Origin of the sequence: Lacisediminimonas profundi, assembly GCF_008831265.1 — a bacterium.
Taxonomy (GTDB): Bacteria; Pseudomonadota; Gammaproteobacteria; order Burkholderiales; family Burkholderiaceae_D; genus Lacisediminimonas; species Lacisediminimonas profundi.
Map to the genome: position 1 here is coordinate 831,704 of NZ_VTTH01000001.1, position 21,415 is coordinate 853,118.

At 62.2% G+C, this 21,415-nt stretch carries 21 protein-coding genes; 7 read left to right on the forward strand and 14 right to left on the reverse strand.

Annotated elements, in window-relative coordinates:
- Nucleotides 1-112 precede the first annotated feature (112 nt).
- From FVE66_RS03765 to fdxA, 5 genes are all read right to left on the reverse strand, one after another.
- On the reverse strand, nucleotides 113-1,348 hold the full coding sequence (locus tag FVE66_RS03765; protein WP_151446026.1) for a polyhydroxyalkanoate depolymerase: 1,236 nt from the start codon (nucleotides 1,346-1,348) through the stop codon (nucleotides 113-115).
- 292 nt (nucleotides 1,349-1,640) lie between these two features.
- The gene (locus FVE66_RS03770; RefSeq protein WP_151446027.1) at nucleotides 1,641-3,962 is read right to left on the reverse strand and encodes a TonB-dependent receptor; all 2,322 of its coding nucleotides are present in this window, start codon (nucleotides 3,960-3,962) and stop codon (nucleotides 1,641-1,643) included.
- Nucleotides 3,963-4,079: 117 nt separating this feature from the next.
- Complete coding sequence (locus FVE66_RS20115; protein ID WP_161993179.1) at nucleotides 4,080-4,529, reverse strand: DUF2946 family protein; 450 nt, start codon at nucleotides 4,527-4,529, stop codon at nucleotides 4,080-4,082.
- Nucleotides 4,530-4,546: 17 nt separating this feature from the next.
- Entirely contained in the window at nucleotides 4,547-5,653 is a 1,107-nt protein-coding gene (locus tag FVE66_RS03780; RefSeq protein WP_151446029.1) for an NAD(P)/FAD-dependent oxidoreductase, read from the reverse strand.
- A 191-nt stretch (nucleotides 5,654-5,844) separates the two neighbouring features.
- Nucleotides 5,845-6,168: a ferredoxin FdxA gene (gene fdxA, locus FVE66_RS03785; protein WP_151446030.1), complete on the reverse strand. Its 324-nt coding sequence runs from the start codon at nucleotides 6,166-6,168 to the stop codon at nucleotides 5,845-5,847.
- 428 nt (nucleotides 6,169-6,596) lie between these two features.
- Here fdxA and FVE66_RS03790 point away from each other — a divergent pair, with 428 nt between their 5' ends.
- Nucleotides 6,597-7,997: a sodium:proton antiporter gene (locus FVE66_RS03790; RefSeq protein ID WP_421828973.1), complete on the forward strand. Its 1,401-nt coding sequence runs from the start codon at nucleotides 6,597-6,599 to the stop codon at nucleotides 7,995-7,997.
- 54 nt (nucleotides 7,998-8,051) lie between these two features.
- On the forward strand, nucleotides 8,052-9,041 hold the full coding sequence (locus tag FVE66_RS03795; RefSeq protein ID WP_151446032.1) for a 2-hydroxyacid dehydrogenase: 990 nt from the start codon (nucleotides 8,052-8,054) through the stop codon (nucleotides 9,039-9,041).
- An 88-nt stretch (nucleotides 9,042-9,129) separates the two neighbouring features.
- Here FVE66_RS03795 and FVE66_RS03800 read toward each other — a convergent pair whose 3' ends face one another.
- Nucleotides 9,130-9,384 carry an acyl-CoA-binding protein gene (locus tag FVE66_RS03800; protein ID WP_151446033.1) on the reverse strand — a complete coding sequence of 85 codons (255 nt, stop codon included), beginning with the start codon at nucleotides 9,382-9,384 and terminating at the stop codon, nucleotides 9,130-9,132.
- Between the two features lie 29 nt (nucleotides 9,385-9,413).
- A complete protein-coding gene (locus FVE66_RS03805) occupies nucleotides 9,414-9,770 on the reverse strand; it encodes an FKBP-type peptidyl-prolyl cis-trans isomerase (RefSeq protein ID WP_151446034.1) in 357 nt (118 codons plus the stop codon).
- Between the two features lie 168 nt (nucleotides 9,771-9,938).
- On the opposite strand from FVE66_RS03805, the gene FVE66_RS03810 reads away from it, so the two are divergent.
- The 5 genes from FVE66_RS03810 (at nucleotide 9,939) to FVE66_RS03830 (ending at nucleotide 16,180) form a co-directional block, all read left to right on the forward strand.
- Nucleotides 9,939-10,835 (forward strand): EI24 domain-containing protein, encoded by an 897-nt coding sequence (locus FVE66_RS03810; protein ID WP_151446035.1) that lies wholly within the window; start codon nucleotides 9,939-9,941, stop codon nucleotides 10,833-10,835.
- Nucleotide 10,836: 1 nt separating this feature from the next.
- A complete protein-coding gene (locus tag FVE66_RS03815; RefSeq protein ID WP_151446036.1) occupies nucleotides 10,837-11,640 on the forward strand; it encodes a competence/damage-inducible protein A in 804 nt (267 codons plus the stop codon).
- Nucleotides 11,641-12,695: 1,055 nt separating this feature from the next.
- The gene (locus FVE66_RS03820) at nucleotides 12,696-13,484 is read left to right on the forward strand and encodes an enoyl-CoA hydratase/isomerase family protein (RefSeq protein ID WP_151446037.1); all 789 of its coding nucleotides are present in this window, start codon (nucleotides 12,696-12,698) and stop codon (nucleotides 13,482-13,484) included.
- 7 nt (nucleotides 13,485-13,491) lie between these two features.
- Nucleotides 13,492-15,027, forward strand: a complete 1,536-nt coding sequence (locus tag FVE66_RS03825) for a class I adenylate-forming enzyme family protein (protein ID WP_151446038.1) — start codon at nucleotides 13,492-13,494, stop codon at nucleotides 15,025-15,027.
- 1 nt (nucleotide 15,028) lies between these two features.
- Entirely contained in the window at nucleotides 15,029-16,180 is a 1,152-nt protein-coding gene (locus FVE66_RS03830; RefSeq protein ID WP_151446039.1) for an acyl-CoA dehydrogenase family protein, read from the forward strand.
- Between the two features lie 21 nt (nucleotides 16,181-16,201).
- Here the strand turns inward: FVE66_RS03830 and FVE66_RS03835 are convergent, their stop codons facing one another.
- From FVE66_RS03835 to FVE66_RS03865, 7 genes are all read right to left on the reverse strand, one after another.
- Nucleotides 16,202-16,876: a TetR/AcrR family transcriptional regulator gene (locus FVE66_RS03835; RefSeq protein WP_161993180.1), complete on the reverse strand. Its 675-nt coding sequence runs from the start codon at nucleotides 16,874-16,876 to the stop codon at nucleotides 16,202-16,204.
- 274 nt (nucleotides 16,877-17,150) lie between these two features.
- Nucleotides 17,151-17,780 carry an urease accessory protein UreG gene (gene ureG, locus FVE66_RS03840; RefSeq protein WP_151446041.1) on the reverse strand — a complete coding sequence of 210 codons (630 nt, stop codon included), beginning with the start codon at nucleotides 17,778-17,780 and terminating at the stop codon, nucleotides 17,151-17,153.
- Between the two features lie 64 nt (nucleotides 17,781-17,844).
- The gene (locus FVE66_RS03845; RefSeq protein ID WP_151446042.1) at nucleotides 17,845-18,525 is read right to left on the reverse strand and encodes an urease accessory protein UreF; all 681 of its coding nucleotides are present in this window, start codon (nucleotides 18,523-18,525) and stop codon (nucleotides 17,845-17,847) included.
- 1 nt (nucleotide 18,526) lies between these two features.
- The gene (ureE, locus tag FVE66_RS03850; protein WP_151446043.1) at nucleotides 18,527-19,042 is read right to left on the reverse strand and encodes an urease accessory protein UreE; all 516 of its coding nucleotides are present in this window, start codon (nucleotides 19,040-19,042) and stop codon (nucleotides 18,527-18,529) included.
- 8 nt (nucleotides 19,043-19,050) lie between these two features.
- Nucleotides 19,051-20,784 carry an urease subunit alpha gene (gene ureC / locus FVE66_RS03855; protein WP_151446044.1) on the reverse strand — a complete coding sequence of 578 codons (1,734 nt, stop codon included), beginning with the start codon at nucleotides 20,782-20,784 and terminating at the stop codon, nucleotides 19,051-19,053.
- Nucleotides 20,781-21,089 (reverse strand): urease subunit beta, encoded by a 309-nt coding sequence (locus FVE66_RS03860; protein WP_151446045.1) that lies wholly within the window; start codon nucleotides 21,087-21,089, stop codon nucleotides 20,781-20,783. Before FVE66_RS03860 ends, ureC begins: the two co-directional genes overlap by 4 nt.
- A gap of 9 nt (nucleotides 21,090-21,098) precedes the next feature.
- Nucleotides 21,099-21,401: an urease subunit gamma gene (locus FVE66_RS03865; protein WP_151446046.1), complete on the reverse strand. Its 303-nt coding sequence runs from the start codon at nucleotides 21,399-21,401 to the stop codon at nucleotides 21,099-21,101.
- Between the last annotated feature and the right edge of the window lie 14 nt (nucleotides 21,402-21,415).

Below are 21,415 nucleotides of genomic sequence, written 5' to 3' on the forward strand. Positions count from 1 at the left end.
ACATTATCCCGTTAATCACCCGCCTGTTCAAATCCCGTATGGAATCGCCACTGGCGTGCCGGAACCGGTTTTCCGTTTCCGGCCACTGCCCGTGACGCGCAGCGAGATTCTGTCAGGCGTTCTCGCGGATGAAGCTCGCAATCCGTGGCGCCACCATCTCGCGCCAGCGCCGGCCGGCGAAGATGCCGTAATGACCGCATTTCGGGGCAATGTAATGCTGCTTCTTCGATTTCGGTATCGAGGAGCAGAGTTCCTGCGCGGCTTCGGTCTGGCCGGAACCGGAGATGTCGTCCAGTTCGCCTTCGATGGTGAACAGGGCAACCGACTTGATGTCCTGGGGGCGCACCAGCTTGCCTTCGACTTCCCAGGTGCCGGTGGCCAGCGCAAAATCCTGGAACACGGTCTTGATCGTGTCGAGATAGTATTCCGCAGGCATGTCGAGCACGGCGTTGTACTCGTCGTAGAACTTGCGATGCTCCTCAGCCGACTCGTTGTCGCCCTCGCGCAGGTGCATGTAAAAATCCCAGTGGCTCTGCGCATGGCGCCGGGGATTCATTGCGACGAAGCCCGCATGCTGCAGGAAGCCCGGATATACCTTGCGGCCAAAGCCCGGATAACTCGGCGGCACGCTGTAGATCAGCGTGTTTTCGAACCAGGAAAAAGGTTTCTCGGTGGCCAGGTCATTCACCTGTGTCGGCGACTTGCGGGGGTCGATCGGGCCGCCCATCATGGTCATCGTCTTGGGCAGCTTGGGATCCTTGGCCGTGGCCATCAGCGAAATTGCCGCCAGCACCGGGACCGTCGGCTGGCATACGGAGATCACATGAAGCTCCGGTCCCAGCGCGCGGATGAAATCCTGGATGTAGTACACATAGTCATGGAGATGGAAAGCACCGGCGCTTTCCGGCACCATGCGGGCATCAGTCCAGTCCGTGATGTAGACGTCGTGCTCAGGAAGCAGTCCGCGCACGGTGTCGCGCAGCAGTGTCGAGTGATGGCCCGACAGCGGGGCAACCAGCAGCACGCAGGGCTGCTTCAGTGCGGCAGCCTGCTTGCTGCTCAGGTCTTTCCTGAAATGCAGCAAGCGGCAAAACGGCTTTTCAATGGCGACTTCCTCTAGCACGGCCACATCGGCGTCGTTGACCCTGGTCGAATCGATGCCGAATTCCGGCTTTTCGTAAGCCTTCCCCAGCCGGAACATCAGTTCGTATCCTGCCGCGATACGTTGCGAGAAGGGCGTGTGGGCCAACGGTGAAATCGGGTTGGTAAACAACTTGCTCGACGCTTCTGCCCACTGGATCAGCGGACTCATCATCGTGCGATTCAATTCATGCATGTGATACAGCATCTTGTTCCTCTCGAAGGGCTCCTGATCTGGTTCCGATTTGGCCCTGATTCGGCACTGATTCTCGCGGCTATTGCAGATTGCCGCAATGCATCAATCGACAATTATTGCATTTCTGCACGAATCTGTATCGCTTGAATATGGGCATGCAAATTTAGCAACAATATCGGTCTGTGACAATTTCCGGAGCTTCGTTCCTGTTTTCTAAATGCGGCCATTCTGGGCTTTCGTCAAGCGAATATATCAATCCTATGCCGCAAATCGTGCGCCTTGCAGCTGGATGCGGGCGCCATGCTCAGAATCGATAGCGCAAGTCAGCACTTAATGTCCGGGAAGGAAAGGGATGGAAGAGGAAGTAGTTTTTCCCGAGCAGGTTGTCGACGCCGGCCCCCAGTTCGAGATGGCGGTCCAGGCGTGCGCGCACCCGCAGGTCGACCACCACGAACTGGTCGAAGCCCTGCCAGGCGGAAGGATTGGTGTCAGTGTTGTCGACAGTGGCGAACAGGCGGCTGCTGTAGCGCGCGGCCAGCGTGCCCGACCAGCGGGCATCGGGTCGCCAGGTGAGCGCAGCGCTCGCCCTCCATTCGGGCACATGGGGAGTGCGCTTGCCAATGCTGCTCGCCCCCGGCGATGCCGGAACGTAAGTGCTGTTTTCCATGATGCGGGCGTCCACCCAGGTCAAGCTGCCTGCAAGGTCGATGCCGGTCAGGAGATCCTGTTTTTCCAGAGCCAGTTCAATGCCGCGTTGACGGGTGCGATCGACATTCTGCACGAACGAGACCGGTGCGGCGAATCCGGCGACTGTCGACGTCTGCGAAACCAGGGCGTCGCGAACGTTTTCATGGAACAGGGAAATGCGTAGCCGCTTGCGGAAATCGCGCCATTCGGCAGCGATTTCCGATGACACCACGTCCTCCGGCCTGAGAAATGGGTTGGCCTGCGTTGCAATCGTGCCGGTACTCAATGTCTGGTACAGCTCGCCCACGGTTGGAAAGCGCAGGGCCCGCGCGAGCGATGCTGTGATCGAGGTGCCGCTGCTGGCTTGCCACTGGAGCGATGCCTTGGGCGACAGTCCGCTGCGCTCCAGCGCCGGCTGGATGAACGAGAAGCCGTTACCGCCCACCGTCGTGAAGTTGTAGCCATCGAATGCCTTCCAGAATTCCTGGCGTGCACCCAGCGTCACTGTCAGGTCTGGCCGCAGCCGCCAGGCGTCCTGCAGCCAGATCGCAGTCGTGGTGGTCGTGCCCCGGCTGTCGCTGAACAGTTTTCCTGCCGACCCGCCCACCCAGTCGCCGGTTTCGTTCATCGGCGAAGACAGCCGGACCTGCGTGCGGTGCAGTCCGAAGCGCAGGCGGTGTACGCTGCGCGCGCCGTCCGGCTGCCATGATCCCTTCACGTCGATCGTGTCCCAGCCTGTGCCGCTGGCATCGGCGATGCGCCCGGCGCCGCCGCTGGCCGCCAGCGGGTACAGTCCGGTCGACTGGCGGGTCAGGTCGCGGGCATAGCTGAATCGGCTCAGGTTGATCTCACCGTTCCAGTGCTCGCGCTTGATGGTGGCCAGGCTCAGGCTGTGCATCCAGTGCTCCTGTTCGACCATGCTGCTGTTGAACAATGCGCCGATCGCGCCTGCCGACTGCGATTGCCCGCCAATGTTCACATTGCCTGCCGCTGCGCCGAACCATGGATTGCCGGCGGCGTCGCGCAGGCCGGATTCCGACCTTGCCTTGGCTTTGTTCTGCCACACGCCGGTGCTCCAGGTCGCGCGTAGCGTCGGCGTCAGGTCATAGCCGAGCCGGATGCGCGCCGTGTCCTGCGCTGTATGTGTCAGGCCGCCGGCCCCGAGCACCCAGGTCGGCCCGCCGCTGCGGTTGCGATCCGGCAGGGCGCCGCCAACCACAGGCGCCGCGCCGCCGGCTGCGCCTGACTGGTTGACGACCAGGATACTGAGCGGCTGGCTGCTGCTGCCGAGATGACTGCCGCTGAAGCGCCAGGAAAACGGGCCGTGACGATTGCCGAGGACGAGGTCTCCCCGGCCGCCGTTGAAGCGGCTGTCCATGCCAAGCTGCGCATACCGCTGCGAGGACACCTGGCCGCCGATCGTCGCTTCGAATTTCTCCGGCATGCGGGTCGTGATCTCGGTTACCGCGCCATACGAATTGCCGGGATAGGCAGCCGAGAAAGGGCCGGTCATCACATCGATCCGATCCACTTCCTCCGGGGTGACCATGAACCACTGCGGCGAGCCGTTCCCGTTGTTGTTATTGACCAGGGTGGAGAGCAGCGCGCCGTCCGCATAGACCAGGCTGCGCGCCCCGGCATTGATACCAGTGGTGCGGGTGGCCATCGGTGCCTGGGTATCGCCGGCATAGCGCTTGCGCACTAATACGCCGGGCAGGTATTTCAGCATGTCTTCGGTGTTGGCGACGTTGGTGGTCGCGCGCGCACGTTCAGCGGTGATGCTTTCGGTCGTTGCCGGCGATTCGGCGCGGTCGGCAGCGCTGTGAGTGGTGTGAATTTCAACATCGGGAAGTACGGTGTCGGCCCATGCCGGCCATGCGCTGGCGGCAGCCAGCACTACCATCGCCGGCAGTGCCCGCAGGCAGTCGGAGGTTTGCATTTTTTTCTGATCCTGGTGACGCAGCGCGCACCAGTCCGGCCGCAGGTCAGGGCCGTGCTGAAGGCAACGCGCAAGTTTGATAATTCACGGCAAGCGCCGTGACCATGGAAGCCGGGATCAGGCCGTAGGCGGGGCCCGCGAGCGGGCGGTTTGCCAGCTGAAGAGGGGCGAGGGGGACTGGTAATAAAGGCGCGGCAGGCGGCGTACGGGAGCGGCGCTTGACTGCACTGGCATTGCCGGCGGCGCTGCCAGTGGGCCGCCGGTCAGGCATAGCGAGCAATGAGAGTGGGATTGGGACAGGTCGCCGGCCGGGGCGGGTGCTGCCGGGTCGCCGCGTCCGCTGGCCGGCGCGCTGGTGGAGCATACCTCGCCGTGTATCAGTTGCAGCAGGGCCGACTCCTGGCTGCCGGCGAGCGATGCCGCCTGCGACAGGCTCGGCAGCAGCGCAGACCACAGCAAGGCCAGGCAGGCAAGCCAGGCCGTGCAGCGCCTCCGCGCCGACCGCCTGGCGCCGCCAAAAGGAAAACGCCCGGAGCCGAGGGCGCAGGGCGTTTTCTGATGGTTCACGACAGGATTTTCGCGCGTCAGTCGAAAACCGGCGATTCCACACCCAGGATCTTGTGCAACTTGGGCGAGGTCGTGGTGTACTGCATGTGGATCTTCTTGTCCGGGAAGATGATCGGGGCGGCGCCAAACGCGGCCAGCGCCGCTTCGTGGAAGCCGGACAGGATCAGCTTCTTCTTGCCTGGATAGGTGTTGATGTCGCCGACTGCAAATATCCCGGGCACGTTGGTCTGGAATTTCTCGGTGTCGACTTTCAGTTGCTTGCGCTCGATGTCGAGGCCCCATTCGGCGATCGGCCCCAGCTTGGGCGACAGGCCGAAGAACACCAGCAGGTAGTCGAGCGGCATGCGGCGGGTGACGCCGTCGGCGCCGGTGACCTTGATTTCGGCCAGCTGCCCATCTTTTTCTTCAATGCCGGTAACCTGTCCGACCACCAGTTGCATTTCGTAGTTGTCGCATAGCTCCTTCATCTTTGCGACTGAAGCAGGCGCAGCCCGGAATTCTTCACGACGGTGAAGCAGTACGACCGATTCGGCGCTGCCGGCAAAATTGAGCGCCCAGTCGAGCGCGGAGTCGCCGCCACCGCAGATGACCAGGTTCTTGCCGTGGAAGCGCTGCGGCTCCCGTACGCGATAGAACAACTGGCTGCCTTCGAATTTATCGATGCCGTCGACCTTCAGCGTGCGGGGCTGGAATGAACCGACGCCGGCCGCAATGAAAATGGTCTTGGTGATGAAGCGATTGCCGGTTGAGGTTTCGAGGTTGAAGCGTCCGTCTTCACGGCGCTCGACCACGGTGACTTCCTGACCAAGATGGAAAGTCGGGCCGAACGGCTCGATCTGCTTGAGCAGGTTGTCGGTCAGTTCCTGGCCGGTGCAGATCGGCACCGCAGGAATGTCGTAGATGGGCTTGTCGGGATACAGCTCGACGCATTGGCCGCCAACCACCGGCAGCGAATCGATCACATGCGCCTTCACTTCCAGCAAGCCGAGTTCGAATACCTGGAACAGGCCGACCGGGCCGGCGCCGATGATCACGGCATCGGTTTCGATCGGGGCACGGCCGGCATTGCCGGTGGATTCCGGGGCGTGGGTGTTGTTTGCGGTAACTTCTGCGGTGGTGTCCATACGACTCAAAGTCCTGTCTGATTCAAATTCCCGGAGCCCCGGGGCCCGGGGCAAGACCGGGTGAGGGAACCCGGGAATGCGGCCGGGGGAGGGCCGAAAGCTGGTTGCAGCGGGCAGCAGCAACGGGATGCAGCGGGGTGCGACGAGTTGCAGCGGACCGGTTGCAATCGGATCGCTGCAGCCTTTCCGGCTCAGCGCTGCAGGAATTGCAGCTTGTCCTTCACGTCCTTCCACTCGTCCGCATCTGGCAGCGCCGACGTGCTCTTGGTGATGGATGGCCAGGTGCGGCAGAGATCTGCATTTATCTTGATGAACTGCTGCTGGTCGGCCGGCACATCCTCTTCTGCATAAATTGCATTGACCGGGCATTCCGCCACACACACTGCGCAATCGATGCACTCGTCGGGATCGATGGACAGGAAATTGGGGCCCTGGCGGAAGCAGTCCACCGGGCATACATCCACGCAGTCCGTATAACGGCAGCGGATGCAGGATTCGGTCACAACATGGGTCATAACGGTCCTAATTCAGTCTTGTTTCAAATTGTCGGCGGCGATGGCCGCTTGCGTGCCGGATGTGCTGCGCATGGCACAAGGGGGCGCGGATTCGCTGGAACGAAGTCCGGGGCAACAGGCCCCGAGCCGGCGCGATGCGCGCGCGTCGAATGCGCCAGGTCCGGCCGCAACCAAGTTCCAGTTGCAAAGCCTTGTATTTTAAGGCAAAAGTACGGGGGTAACAAACCGGTCTTAGATGAAATATGCATAAGCAAATGCGGAAGCTGATTTCCTGTCGGCCACTTCCAGGTCCACTTCCAAGCCATCGTCCAAGCCATCTTCCGGGCAGAATGCCGTGCGGCGCTACAATGCCTGCCATTGCCAACTATCAATAGAAACGGCGGAGTATGGAATTGCAGGCGAAAAAATTGCGGTCGAAAAATTTCGGAGTGTTGCTGCTTCTGGTCCTGACCGTGGCCCCGTCGTCAGGACTGGCGGCCGAACTTGATGGCAGGACGCTGTCGGTCCTTTGGGCTGTTCCGTTCGCGGGGCTGCTGTTGTCGATCGCGCTCGGGCCGCTGTTGTTCCCGTTCAAATGGCATCCCCATTACGGCAAGATCACGCTGGGCTGGGCTCTTGCGTTCCTGCTTCCGTGTGCCGCGCTGTTCGGCGCCGGCACCGCGGCGGCGAATGTGATGCACGCGTTCTCCGCGGAATTCATTCCCTTCATCATCCTGATTGCGGCCCTGTTCACTGTCGCCGGCGGCATTTGCCTGCGCGGCAACCTGCATGGCACGCCGGCATTGAATACGGCAATACTGGCGCTGGGCACGGTGCTGGCCAGCGTGATGGGCACCACTGGCGCCTCGATGCTGATGATCCGGCCCCTGATCCGCGCCAACGACAACCGCAAACATGCGGCGCACATCGTCGTTTTCTTCATCTTCCTGGTCTCGAATGCCGGCGGCTCGCTGACGCCGCTGGGCGACCCGCCGCTGTTCCTCGGCTTCCTGAAGGGCGTGGAATTCTTCTGGACGCTGAAGCATATCTTTCCCGAGACACTGTTCCTGTGCGTGGCGCTGCTGGCAATTTTCTTCGCGCTCGACAGCTGGTATTTCCACAAGCGGGAAGAGGTCCTGCCGCCGAACCTCGATCCGACGCCCGATTCCGCGCTGCGACTGGAAGGCAAGGCCAATTTCCTGCTGCTGGGCGCGATTGTGGGCCTGGTCCTGATGAGCGGCCTGTGGAAGCCGGGCATCGCTTTCCACCTGCTCGGCACCGAAGTCGAATTGCAGAACATCGTTCGCGACGTGGCCCTGCTCGCCGTCATCGGCTGCTCGCTCGCGATCACGCCGCGCAGCGCGCGCGAGGGCAACGATTTTTCCTGGGGACCTGTGGCCGAGGTGGCCAAGCTATTCGCCGGCATCTTCATCACCATCGTGCCCGTGATTGCGATGCTGCGCGCCGGCACCGAAGGGGCGTTCTCGGCCGTGATCAACGCCGTGACCGGCCCGGATGGCCGGCCGATCGACGCCATGTACTTCTGGGCCAGTGGGATCCTGTCCTCTTTCCTCGACAATGCACCGACCTACCTGGTGTTCTTCAATACCGCCGGCGGCGATCCGAAGGTGCTGATGACGACCATGGCATCGACCCTGGCCGCGATCTCGTGCGGGGCGGTGTTCATGGGCGCCAACAGCTACATCGGCAATGCGCCCAACCTGATGGTGAAGTCGATTGCTGAAGAACGCGGCATTCGCATGCCATCGTTTTTCGGGTACATGGCCTGGTCGGGTGCGGTGCTGATACCGCTGTTCCTGGTGATGACCCTGTTGTTCTTCCGTGGCTGAGGCGAGACCAGTACCAGACCGAGACGAGAACGAGACGAAAACGAAAACGAGACGATGAAAAAAAAGATACTGGTAGCGCGCGAGATTTTCCCCGAAGTGATTGAGCGCCTGGGCCGGCATTTCGAGCTGGAGACCAATCAGGAAGACCGGATATTCACGGAAGCGGAACTGGCCGTGAAGCTGGCCGACAAGGACGGCATATTCAGTACACTGTCGGAGCGGATCACGCCGGCCGTGGTGCAGGCCGGTGGGCGACTGAAAGCGATATGCAACATGGCGGTGGGCTACAACAATATCGACGTCGCTGCCGCGACAGCCGCCGGCGTGCTGGTCACCAACACGCCCGAGGTGCTCAATGAAACCACCGCCGACTTCGGATTCGCGCTGATGATGGCGACCGCGCGGCGCGTGACCGAGTCCGAGCAGTGGCTGCGCGAAGGGAAATGGGACCGCTGGCGCTACGACGGCTTCATGGGGGTCGACGTGCACGGATCGACGCTCGGCATCATCGGCATGGGCCGTATCGGACAGGCGATTGCCCGTCGCTCGATGGGCTTCGACATGCAGGTGATTTATCACAATCGCTCACGGCTCGATCCTGCGCTCGAGGCGCGCGCGAACAATGCCCGGCATGTGAGCCGGGACGAACTGCTACGCACCGCTGACCACGTGATGCTGGTAGTCCCGTATTCGCCGCAGTTGCACCACATGATAGGCGCTGCCGAGATTGCGCTGATGAAACCGGACGCGACGCTGGTCAATATCGCGCGCGGCGGTGTGGTGGATGATGCGGCGCTGATCGCGGCATTGAAGGAGCGGCGCATCGCCGGCGCCGGCATCGACGTGTTCGAGAACGAGCCAGCGTTCAACCCCGGATTTCTCGAACTGAAAAACGTGGTGCTGACGCCGCACATCGCCAGTTCGTCACGCAATACCCGGCTGGCGATGGCGAACTGCGCGGCGGACAACCTGATTGCCGCGCTGGCGGGCGAGCGTCCGCCCAACCTGCTGAACCCGGATGCGCTGGGCCAGTCGCGCAGCTAGCCCTCTTGATGGCGGGGCAGGCCGGGACTGAATCCGGCTTGCCATCGACCCGCTGCCCCGGTGGACATCGCCACCGGCGCAGCCGTTTTCAGCCTTTCAGTTCTTCGATCAGGTCGATGTAGCGCTGCATTGCATCGTCGCGGCTTGTGCCCTTGAGGGCATCCCACGCATCCCACTTCGCCCGTCCCACCATGTCGGTGAATCCGGGCCGGTCGCCTTGCGCATCGCCGGCCGAGGCTTGCTTGTAAAGGCTGTAGATCTTCAGCAGCGTCATCGGGTCCGGCCGTTCAGGCAGGTTCTTTGATTCGCCGACCGCTTGTTCAAAGCGTTGTTGCAGGTCCATGTCCAGTTCCGGATTCAAGGGTGAGCAGATCAGACCGCGAGCAGTTCCACATCGAAAATCAGCGTCGCGTTCGGCGGGATCACGCCACCCGCACCGCGCGCGCCATATCCGAGCGAGGCCGGAATGACCAGGCGCCGCTGGCCGCCAACCTTCATGCCCTGCACACCCTCATCCCAGCCCTTGATCACATGGCCGGCGCCCAGTGGAAATTCGAACGGATCGCCGCGGTCCTTGCTGGAATCGAATTTCTTTCCTGCGCTGCCGTCCGCATTGCGCAGCCAGCCGGTGTAATGCACGGTGACGTGGGCTCCGGCGCGTGCTTCCTCGCCGCTGCCTTCTGTAATTTCCTCGTATTGCAATCCGGAAGCGGTGGTGACTGTCGACATGATTTTCCTTTGGAGTTATTTATTCAATGTGCTTGGGTACGACCAAGCGGTGAATTGTAGCAGCGGGCCGGGGGCCTCCGCTCATGCTGTGCCAGACCGGCTAGAATGGACGGTACGGCGAACTGCCTTCCAGTGAAGAGCCCGGTCAAAACAAAGCAGAGCCCACTAATGCGACTTTTCCTGATCTCCTTCTCCCGCGCGCTGTATTCGCAACTGCACTGGCGCATGCTGCTGCTGACAGTGTTCCCGTTCCTGCTTTCCGTCGCCATCTGGGCCCTGCTGCTATGGCTGGGGCTGCAGCCGTTGATCGATGCGATCCATGCCTGGTTTACCGACAGCAGCCTGTTCCAGGCGAGCGGCGACGCACTTGCCTGGGTGGGCCTGAGCAGCCTCAAACCGATCCTGGTGCCGCTGCTGGCCATGTGGATGCTGCTACCGCTGATGATACTGACGGCCCTGCTGTTTGTCGGCATGCTGGCGATGCCGGCGATCGTGGCCCACCTGTCCGTGCGCAATTACCGAACCCTGCAACGCCGCCAGGGCGGCTCGCTCTGGGGGAGCATCTGGGTGTCCGCGGGATCGTTCATCGTCTTCGCCGTCCTCTGGCTGGTCACGCTGCCGCTCAATGCGATACCGCCTTTCACCTTCCTGATCCAGCCCTTGTTGTGGGGCTGGCTGACCTGGCGGGTGATGGCCTACGACGCGCTATCCGAGCATGCAAGCCAGGAAGAGCGCCGCCAGCTTCTGCGCCAGCATCGCTGGCCCTTGTTGCTGATTGGCATAGTCACCGGCACCATGGGCGCGGCACCGTCGCTGCTGTGGCTGGGCGGCGCGTTGGGACTCATGTTCTTCCCCTTGCTTGCCGGATTCTCGATCTGGCTCTACGTGGTCGTCTTCGTGTTTTCCGGCCTTTGGTTTACCCACTACGGCCTGGCGGCGCTGGCGATATCCCGCGGCGTGGCAACGGAGCCAGGCGCAGCAACCGGGCCGCAATCCGGCGATCCGGTGCTCAAGGACCTGAACCCGCCACCACCATACTCAACCACAGAACGGATCGGAAAATAGCATGGCAATCGGACTCATCATCATCGGCGACGAAATCCTTTCCGGGAAGCGGGCCGACAAGCATTTTTCACGCACGGTCGAGCAACTCCATGCGCGTGGCCTGCAGTTGGGATGGGCGCAGTACATTGGCGACGACCCGGCGCGCATTACCGCCACCCTCCAGCGCAGCCTGGCCGGCGAGGACATCGTGTTCAGCTTCGGCGGAATAGGCGCCACGCCGGACGACCACACCCGTCAATGTGCTGCCGCCGCGCTGGGCGTACCGCTGGTATTGCATCCGGAAGCGAAGCTGAAGATCGAGGAGCGCATCGCCGATACCGCGCGCGACGCCGGGGTGCAGCCCCAGTACGACACGCCGGATAACCTGCATCGCCTGAAGATGGGCGAGTTTCCCAAGGGTGCTCAGATCATCCCGAACCCATACAACAAGATCCCGGGTTTCTCGGTGCTCAATGCCGGCGGCACCGGCGCCCATCATTTCGTGCCGGGTTTCCCGGTGATGGCTGGTCCCATGGTGGAGTGGGTGCTGGACACGCTGTATCCGCACCTGTTCCATCGCAATGCGTGGGTTGAGCAGTCGGTGATGGTGTACGGCTCGATGGAATCGACGTTGACGCCGTTGATGGAAGCGGTCGAAGCCGAGTTCAGCCCGGTCAAGGTGTTCAGCCTGCCCAGCGTGGGCGATGCTGGCAAGCGTCGGCACATCGAGTTGGGGGTGAAGGGTAATCCGCAGCAGGTGCCGGAGGCGTTTGCACGGCTCAAGGCCGGGCTGGATGCGCTTGGGGTCGATTATGTGGGGGAGTAGGCCATGCGGCCAGGGCGCAGGGGTGTGTTCATGGCGGGAGTTGGGCTGACTATGCCACGGACACTTCCGGCCTATTCACGGTTGATCGTTATTCACATCCGTCGGTGAGTGGTTCTGTGGATTTGGGCTTGTTGGCTTGCGGTTCGTGTGGCTGGGTTTGGCGGTTGTCGGTGTGAAGCCGGGAGACACCCCGGCGGGTGTGTTCCTTTCTTTTGGAAAAAGAAAGGAACCAAAGAAAAAACGTCAAAACCCACTTGGCCAACGCCCGCCTCGGTAGCCAACCAGACGCGGATGTCTGGGCTAATCCAGTGCGACGTTCGCGAGCGATGATCCCTCGGCTGTGTGCCGCTTACCTAATCAGCCAACCCGATGAAGTGTCTTATACCGATGCCCAGCGCACCGTTGACTCTTAATGTTTTTCGAAGCTTCAAATTGGCGATTGGGGTGGAATGGTTCAGGGACGACAGAGAACGGCAGAAAATCCCCTGGGATTCCCACTCCCGCTGACAATCGGACTTCAAGCGCCAATTAGCGGCTTCGAAAAACATTGGGAGTCAACGAGCGGTGGTGTGCGGTCGGCGGCATTGAAGCGGGTTGGCTGATCCCGGTCAGAGGCGAACGTGTGGCCGGACACTCCTCGCGAACGTCGCACTGGTTCGGCCCAGGCGTCCGAGTCTGGTTGCCTATCGAAGCGGGCGTTGGCCAAGTGGGTTTTGACGTATTTTCTTTGGTTCCTTTCTTTTTCCAAAAGAAAGGAACACACCCGCCGGGGTGTCTCCCGGCTTCACAACGACAACCAGCAAACCCAGCCAAACGAGCCGCAAGCCAGAAAGCCGCAAAACCGCAATACAACCGCCGGACGCACCCAATCATCATCCATAAAGAGCGAAGAAGCCCTCGCTCCCTGCGCCCGCCAGCGCTGCATATCCCAACCTGATCCCCAATCGCACACAGATACCAAATTGATTGCACGTTCGTGCGACAAGACGTACACTTTCCCAGCGATGTGACGCAAGCACCAATCCTCCAAACATAAAAAACAGGAGACCAGAGACATGCAGGACATCCTCGTCGAACGTAACGAGCAATGGGTAGAAATCACGATCAACCGCCCGGACAAGCTGAACGCCATCCGGGAGCAAACCGCATCGGAAATCCTGCAGGTCATCGAAGAAGCCGAAGCTGACCGCAGCTGTCGCGCGATCCTGATCCGCGGGCTGGACAAGGCCTTTTGCACCGGCGTCGATACCAGCGAATTCAAACAGGATCCGGAAGAAATCTTCGAGTTGTGGCGCCGTCGCAAGCGCAGCCGCAAGGTCAACCAGATGTTCCGCGCGCTGCCGGATGTGACCAAGCCGGTGCTGGCGATCGTCGAAGGCTATGCACTTGGGGGCGGCTTCGAGCTGGCCATGCTGTGCGACCTGATCGTCGCCGGCGAGGGCGCACAGTTCGGGCTGCCGGAGTCCAAGCTCGGACTGATGCCAGGCGCTGCCGGTACCCAGACCCTGCCGCGTCTGATCGGCAAGCCCCTGGCCAAGGAAATGATGTGGACCGGACGGCGCCTTTCGGCCCAGGAGGCGCTGGCCATGCGCATCGTCAATCATGTCGCGGAGAAGGGAAAGGCAATCGACGCTGGCCGCGAACTGGCACGCAAGATCGCCGCCAACGCACCTTTGTCCGTGATGTTCTGCAAGCAGGCAATCGAGCGCGGCACCAATGTCAGCCTGTCCGAAGGCATGAATATCGAAGCCGACTCGTTCTTCAGCCTGGCGTTCTCGACCGACAAGGAAGAAGGGCTCGCGGCTTTCCGTGACAAGCGCCCGCCCAATTTCACCGGCCGCTGACACAGGCATGAAATTCGCCAGTTTTCTCGCCTCGCATGCGGTAGCCATGGGCAGCAAGGAGGCGGTGGTGTGCGGCCAGCGCCGGATTACCTTTGCCGAGCTCGACAGCAGCACCAACCGGCTGGCGCAAGGGCTGCGCGCAGCCGGCGTGGGCGTCGGCGATCGAGTCTGCATCTATCTCCCCAACGGTGTCGAGTTCGTGCAGGCATTCCTGGCCGTGGTGAAGGCGGGCGCGCTGGCGGTGCCCGTGAACTTGCCGCTGTCAGTGCCGGAGATCACGCACATCCTGAGCGACAGCACGCCCAGCGCCGCCTTCATATGCGCCTCAACGTCCGATGCGTTCGAACGGGCCAGTGCTGGCATCGGGGGCATCCGCAGCATCGCCGCCGACGGCACCGGGGCGCAGGACATGGATGGGCTGATCGCGGCAAATGAAGATCGGCTGCCGGAGGTGCCGTTCGATTTCGACGACTGCATGATCGGCTACACGTCCGGGACCACCGGCCGCGCCAAGGGGGTGATCCTGACCCAGTCCAACTATGCCTACACCAACGGCTACCTGAACGGCTATCACTGGGGACTCAACGCCAGCGACCGGCAGATCTCGACCACACCGCTGGCACACCGCACCGGATTTGCCCGCGTGATGAACATGGTCTTGCACGGTTGTACGCTGGTGATCATGACGCGCTTCGATGTCGCCGAGGCGATGCGCCTGGTGGAGCAGGAAAGGATTACGGTGTTCGGCATGGTGCCTACCGTGGGCCGCATCCTGCTGCCGGAAATCGAGGCCCATCCCGAAAAATTCCGGAGCCTGCGCGTCATGCTGGCCACCGGGGAAGCATTTCCGGTCGAGTTAAAGCGACGCTTGCTGGCGGCACTGCCGCAGGTGCGGCTGTACTCGTTTTATGCGATGACCGAAGCCGGCGCGATTGCAGGACTTGACGCCGCTGACCAACTGACGCACCCGGCTTCGGTCGGCCGACCGTGGCCCGGCGTCGACGTCAAGCTGATGTCCGTCGACAACCAGCAGGTGCCGACCGGCGAGGTGGGCGAGGTATGGGTTCGCACCGGTCTGCCCGGACTGTATTCCACGATGCGCGGCTATTACAATCGCCCGAAGGAAACCGCGGAAGCGATTCATGGCGGCTGGGTCGCAACCGGCGACATGGGGCGCTTCGATGAAGAAGGCTACCTGTACCTGGTGGACCGCAAGAAGGATATGGTGCTGTCCGGCGGGTACAACATCTATTCGAAGGAAGTTGAAGCCGCGCTGCAGGAGCATCCGGACGTGGTCGATGTTGCCGTGGTCGGCGTACCCGATCCGATGTATGGCGAGGCGGTGGCTGCGTATATCGAATTGCGGCCGGGATCGACTGTGGATGAGCAAGCCATCGTTGACCACTGCCGCGACCGGATTGCCAGTTACAAGAAGCCGAAGCACGTATTCTTCCTGCCCGGCTTGCCGAGAAACAGCACCGGAAAGATACTGAAGACCAGGTTGCGCGAGCTGTACGCACAATCGAACCAGGCCAGGGGGTGAGATGAATGGATACCGTGCTGCGTGGATGACGCCGGAACTGGAGATGTTGCGGGATTCCGCCCACCGTTTCTTCGAGGCCGAATTCGTGCCGCTGGAGGAGCGCTGGTCGAAGGCGATGCTGATGGACCGGGATGCATGGAACAAGGCGGGGGCGGTCGGCCTGCTGTGCGCCAGCATCCCCGAGGAGTACGGCGGTGGCGGTGGAACGGCGGCCCATGACCTGGTGATATTCGGCGAACAGGCGCGTTGCCTGATCGGCAGTTTTGCCAATACCGTGCACAGCGGCATCGTCGCGCATTACCTGCTTGCCTACGGCAATGAAGAGCAGAAGAAGAAATGGCTGCCGAAGATGGCAAGCGGCGAGATGGTCGGTGCGATCGCGATGTCGGAGCCGGATGCCGGTTCCGACCTGAAGAGCGTGCGCACCAGGGCCCGCCGCGATGGCGACCATTATGTGATTCGCGGATCGAAGACCTTCATCACCAATGGTTACCACGCCGACCTGGTCTGCGTCGTGTGCAAGATGGGGGATGGCAACAGCGCGCGCGATATCTCCATCGTCGTGGTGGAGACCAGGGATCTGCCCGGCTTCAGGCGCGGACGCGTTCTCGAAAAAATCGGGAACAAGGGCACCGACACGGCGGAACTTTTCTTTGACGATGTGCGTGTGCCGGTTGACAACCTGCTCGGCCCCAAAGAGGGCCTGGGCTTCGGCCAGCTGATGGAGCAGTTGCCGGTGGAGCGTCTGTATATTGCCAATAATGCGGTGGCGCAGATGGAACGCGCGCTGGAGATGACTACCGCCTACGTGCAGGACCGCAAGGTTTTTGGCCAGCGCCTGTCGGAGCTGCAGAATACCCGCTTCAAGCTGGCCGAATGCAAGACCGAGGCGACCATCGCTCGGGTGTTCGTCGATCATTGCATTGACCGTGTGCTGCAGGGCGACCTCGATACTGCCACTGCCGCCATGGCGAAATGGTGGTCGACGCAGAAATGTTTCGACATCATCGACCAGTGCCTGCAACTTCACGGCGGCAACGGCTACATCATGGACTATCCGATCGCGCGCATGTACACCAACGTGCGCGTTGGCCGCATCTATGGCGGATCGAATGAAATCATGAAGGAAGTGATCGCGCGTTCCATGCTGTAGCGCAGGCCGTGCGAACCCGGATCAGTCGCTGGTCACGGCCAGCCGGTCGACCGCCTCGGTCAGCATCTTGCGGGCATGGGCACGGGTCTCCGTGTCGGGCTCGATCAGTTGACGCATCAGGAATCCATGCGCCAGGATCAACAGCCCCTCTGCGGTCTTGTGCGGGTCGATGTCGGCCTTGAACTCGCCGGCGTCGATGGCATCACGGATCAGCTTGGCCCAGAACCGCTCCTGCCGCGCATAGCGCACCTTCTGGTGCGAAAGCATGTCGTCGTCGCGGGTGCTCATCGCCAGGTAGTTGATCCAGAAGCGCCAGAAACGGTCGCGTTGGCCGCGCAGCACATAACCCAGCACCAGGCGGCGCAACTGGTTCGCCGGCGAGCCGCGATACTCTTCCCAGTCCCAAGGCAATTCATAAGCGTTTTCCAGCGCGGCGATCAGCAGGCCGCGCTTGTTGCCGAAATGGTGATTGATGGTGCCGGTACTCATTTGCACTGCCTGGGCGACGGTGCGCATGCTCAGGCTTTCGATTCCATGCTCGGAAATCAACTCATAGACCTTCCCGAGCAGGAATTTGCGCGTATCCCCGTCGCCCGCGGCGCGCGCGGTTTCGTCACCTTCAGGCGCGCTTGCGCGCGCCCTGGGGGCTCGCGGGCCGCCGGTGCTGGCGCGGGAGGGGCGAGGATTTGATGCCATAACAACCTTCATGTCGGCGCCGCAGCGGGCCAGCTGCGAGCGTGAGTTAGTGCAAGTTAGCGTGTGTTCAATGCGCAGGCCCGCTGGGGGCGATGCAAATCGGGCAGCTTGCCGCACGATCGTGCGAATTATACAGGCTTCGGGCAGGCTGGGGCCACCTCGTGCATGACGGGGCAGGCCGAAAGCCGCCACGGCGGGGTAGGCGGGACGTGCAGGATTGGTCCGGGCTTGCGTGCTGTTTTGAGTGCTGCTTTGCTTTCTGCTTTGAGTGCTGCTATTTGTTGGCGTCCAGCAGACCCTGCTCGCGGATGAAGGCAATCACGTCCTCCACCCCGTCACCGGTGCGCAGGTTGGTGAACACAAAGGGCCGCTCCCCGCGCTGTTTTTTTGCATCGCGTGCCATCACGTCCAGATCGGCGCCGACATGGGGCGCCAGGTCGGTCTTGTTGATGATCAGCAGGTCGGAACGGGTGATGCCGGGCCCGCCCTTGCGCGGTATTTTTTCGCCGCCGGCAACATCGATCACATAGAGCGTCAGGTCCGACAGTTCGGGGCTGAAGGTCGCCGCCAGGTTGTCGCCGCCGGATTCGACCAGGATCAGGTCCAGGTCGGGAAAATCCGCGCTCATCCGGGCTATCGCCTCCAGGTTGATCGATGCATCTTCCCGAATCGCGGTATGCGGACAGCCGCCGGTTTCAACCCCCATCAGCCGTTCTGCCGGCAAGGCGTCCGCGCGCAGCAGGATCTCCATGTCCTCCTTGGTGTAGATGTCATTGGTGATCACGGCCATGTCGTAACGGTCGCGCATGCGCTTGCACAGCATTTCGCACAGGGCAGTCTTGCCCGAACCGACCGGGCCGCCGATGCCGACGCGAAGCGGATTGTTTTGTCTGGAATTTGTCATGTCTCTGGGATTGTAGTGTGCGTTGTGATCAAGCCTCGGGACCAAGCCACGAGCCGCCATTGTTTCAGGAGCGATAAAGCCTGCTGTACTGCGTTTCATGCCGCATCGACAGCAGGGACAGGGATGGGCACCAGTTGCTGAGTTCGTCGTCGGCAAGGACGCGCGCAGTGGCCGCCGCCGTTTCCAGTTCGGGCCGCAACGACAGCAGCAAGCGCTGCCCGGCGACCTGTCCGAGCGGGACCGATTTGACGCACACCAGCACCTGGTTCTCGGCCCACGAAAACAGCATGCCGAGCAGCGCTTCCTCATGCGGCACGCCGAGTGCGACCGTGGCGAATGCCAGCGCAGTGGGGAAGGGCACTTCGTCCTGCTGCTGCAGCAAGGCCAGTAGCGGCGCATCGCCAATGTCGAGCGACTCCACCAGCTTCTTCAGCGAATAGCCCATCTGTATGGTTTCGGCGCGCAGTTCAGCGGTGTCGCGCGCGGCGATGAAGATGTCGCTCCACTGCGCGACGGCGTCGGCGTCACGTGCGGCGAACGCCATCATCAGCCGCCACAGCACTGGAGCTTCAAAGCGCGCCACCACCTGTTGCAGCACATCCACGATCCACGATCTTGCCGTGGCTTCGTCCGACACCAGGCCGATTTCCAGTGCGGCTTCCAGTCCCTGCGAATAGCTGTACGCGCCAACCGGCAGCGACGGGCTGGAAAATTGCAGCAGGTGCAGCAGCGCGGCGGCTTGCATGTCAGGTCGGATCGGATGGGCGGTGTATTTTCTGGCGTACCGGTATCGGCGCCAGCGGATTGTGTTCGCCATGGTGGTGGTGGCCGCCGCCGTAGGCGCCGGACTCCGGCTCGAACGCAGCCTGTTCTTCCTCGACCCGTGCGCCCAGGCCCTCCAGCATGTCCTTGAGCACGCTGTCGCAGCGAATGCGCAGGAACTGCCCGCCCGCCAGGTCCACCACTTGTGCTTGCGTATGGCGGTTGCCGAGGTGGAATGCACAGCGCAGCAGGGCGCGTGGCGAGTCGCAGCTGACGCGGTAGACCTGCTCGGCTGCGGCGCGCACGCGCACCACCCGGCCATCGTCTCCCAGCAACAGGTCGCCGTCGCGCAGCACGGTGCCGCGTATGGTGAAGACGGCAGCTTCCTCACCGCTGGCGAGGCGCGCGCGCAAGCGGCTTTTTTCGCGGGCATCGTAGGGCAGCACCAATTCGTCATCGACTGTTTCGGCCTGGTCGACCCTGGTATGTAGTGTCAGCATGGATTCAATCAGAATAGGAAATAACGCTGCGCCATCGGCAGGACCACCGCCGGCTCGCACACCAGCAACTCGCCATCGGCGCGCACTTCATAGGTTTCGGGATCGACTTCCATCACCGGCGTGAGTCCATTGTGGATCATGTGGTGCTTGCGAAGCGCGCGCGTGTCCCTGATCGGCACCACGGTCTTGTTGAGGCCGAGCTGGACCCCGACGCCGTCCTGGAATGCCGCCTGCGAAACAAAGGTCAGCGAGGTCTTCAGGGCGCCGCCGAAGGCGCCGAACATCATGCGGTAATGCACCGGTTGCGGCGTCGGTATCGATGCGTTCGGGTCGCCCATTTGCGCGGCCGCGATCATGCCGCCCTTGATGATCATGGACGGCTTGACGCCGAAGAACGCCGGCTTCCACAGCACGAGGTCGGCTATCTTGCCGTCCTCCACTGAACCGACCACATGCGAAATACCGTGGGTGATCGCCGGATTGATGGTGTACTTGGCGATATAGCGCTTGGCGCGGAAATTGTCGTTGCGCGAGTTGCCGTCGGCGGCCACGCTTCCGGTGCCGCTGGCACCGGGTCCCAGCCAGCCGCGCTGGGTTTTCATCTTGTGCGCGGTCTGCCAGGTGCGCATCACCACTTCGCCGACCCGGCCCATTGCCTGCGAGTCCGACGACATCATCGAGATTGCCCCGATGTCGTGCAGGATGTCTTCGGCGGCGATGGTTTCGCGCCGGATGCGGGATTCGGCGAACGCGACATCCTCGGCAATCGCGGGGTCGAGGTGATGGCACACCATCAGCATGTCGAGATGCTCATCCAGCGTGTTGACCGTATAGGGGCGGGTCGGGTTGGTGGACGACGGCAGCACATTGCCCTGGCCGACCGCCGCAATGATGTCTGGCGCATGGCCGCCACCGGCGCCTTCGGTGTGGAAGGTGTGGATGGTGCGGTCCTTGAATGCGGCCAGCGTATGTTCCAGGAAGCCCGCTTCATTCAGCGTGTCGGTGTGGATCGCGACTTGCACGTCCATCCGGTCCGCGACCGCCAAGCAGTTGTCGATGGCAGCCGGGGTCGTGCCCCAATCCTCATGCAGCTTCAGTCCGATGGCGCCGGCGCGCACCTGTTCCTCCAGCGGCAGCGGCAGGCTGGCGTTGCCCTTGCCGAAGAAGCCCAGGTTCATCGGGAAGGCGTCGGCGGCGGCCAGCATGCTGCGGATATGCCATGGTCCCGGCGTGCAGGTGGTGGCAGCGGTGCCGACCGCGGGGCCGGTGCCGCCGCCGAGCATGGTGGTCACGCCCGACATCAGCGCTTCCTCGATCTGCTGCGGACAGATGAAATGGATGTGCGAGTCGATGCCGCCGGCGGTCACGATCATGCCCTCGCCGGCGATGATTTCGGTGGCGGCGCCTATCGCGATCGTCACATTCGACTGGATGTCGGGATTGCCGGCCTTGCCGATGCCGGCAATGCGGCCGCTCTTGAGGCCGATGTCGGCCTTGACGATGCCCCAGTGGTCCAGGATCACGGCATTGGTGATGACCGTGTCCATCACTTGCGCATGCGGACGCTGCGACTGGCCCATGCCGTCGCGGATCACCTTGCCGCCGCCGAACTTCACTTCCTCGCCGTAGGTGGCGAAGTCCTTTTCGATCTCGATGAAGAGTTCGGTGTCGGCCAGCCGGATGCGGTCGCCGACGGTGGGGCCATACATTTCGGCATACGCCTGCCTGGAAATTTTCGTCATTTCAGCTTCCCCATTACCTTGCCGTTGAAACCGAAGACGATGCGCTCGCCCGCCAGCGCAACCAGTTCCACGGTGCGGCTCTGGCCGGGCTCGAATCGCACCGCCGTGCCGGCGGCGATATTGAGCCGCATGCCATACCCTCGCTGGCGATCGAATTGCAGCGCCGGGTTGACCTCGAAAAAATGGAAATGCGAGCCGACCTGTATCGGCCGGTCGCCGCTGTTGGCGACGCTCAGCGTGGCCGTCTCGCGGCCACTGTTGAGCTCGATCTCGCCTGGTTCAATCAGCATTTCTCCCGGGATCATGGCTGCCTCTCAAGGAATGGGATGATGGACCGTCACCAGCTTGGTGCCGTCGGGGAAGGTGGCTTCCACCTGTATCTCGGGAATCATTTCGGCCACGCCGGGCATCACGTCCTGGCGCGCCAGCACCCGCGTGCCTTCCGACATCAGTTCGGCCACGCTGCGGCCGTCGCGCGCGCCCTCCATGATTGCCGCGGTGATCAGCGCGACCGCTTCCGGATAATTGAGTTTCAGGCCCCGGGCGCGGCGCCGTTCCGCCAGCAGCGCGGCAGTGAAGATCAGCAATTTGTCTTTCTCACGGGGCGTCAGCTCCATGGGTTTCTCCTCAG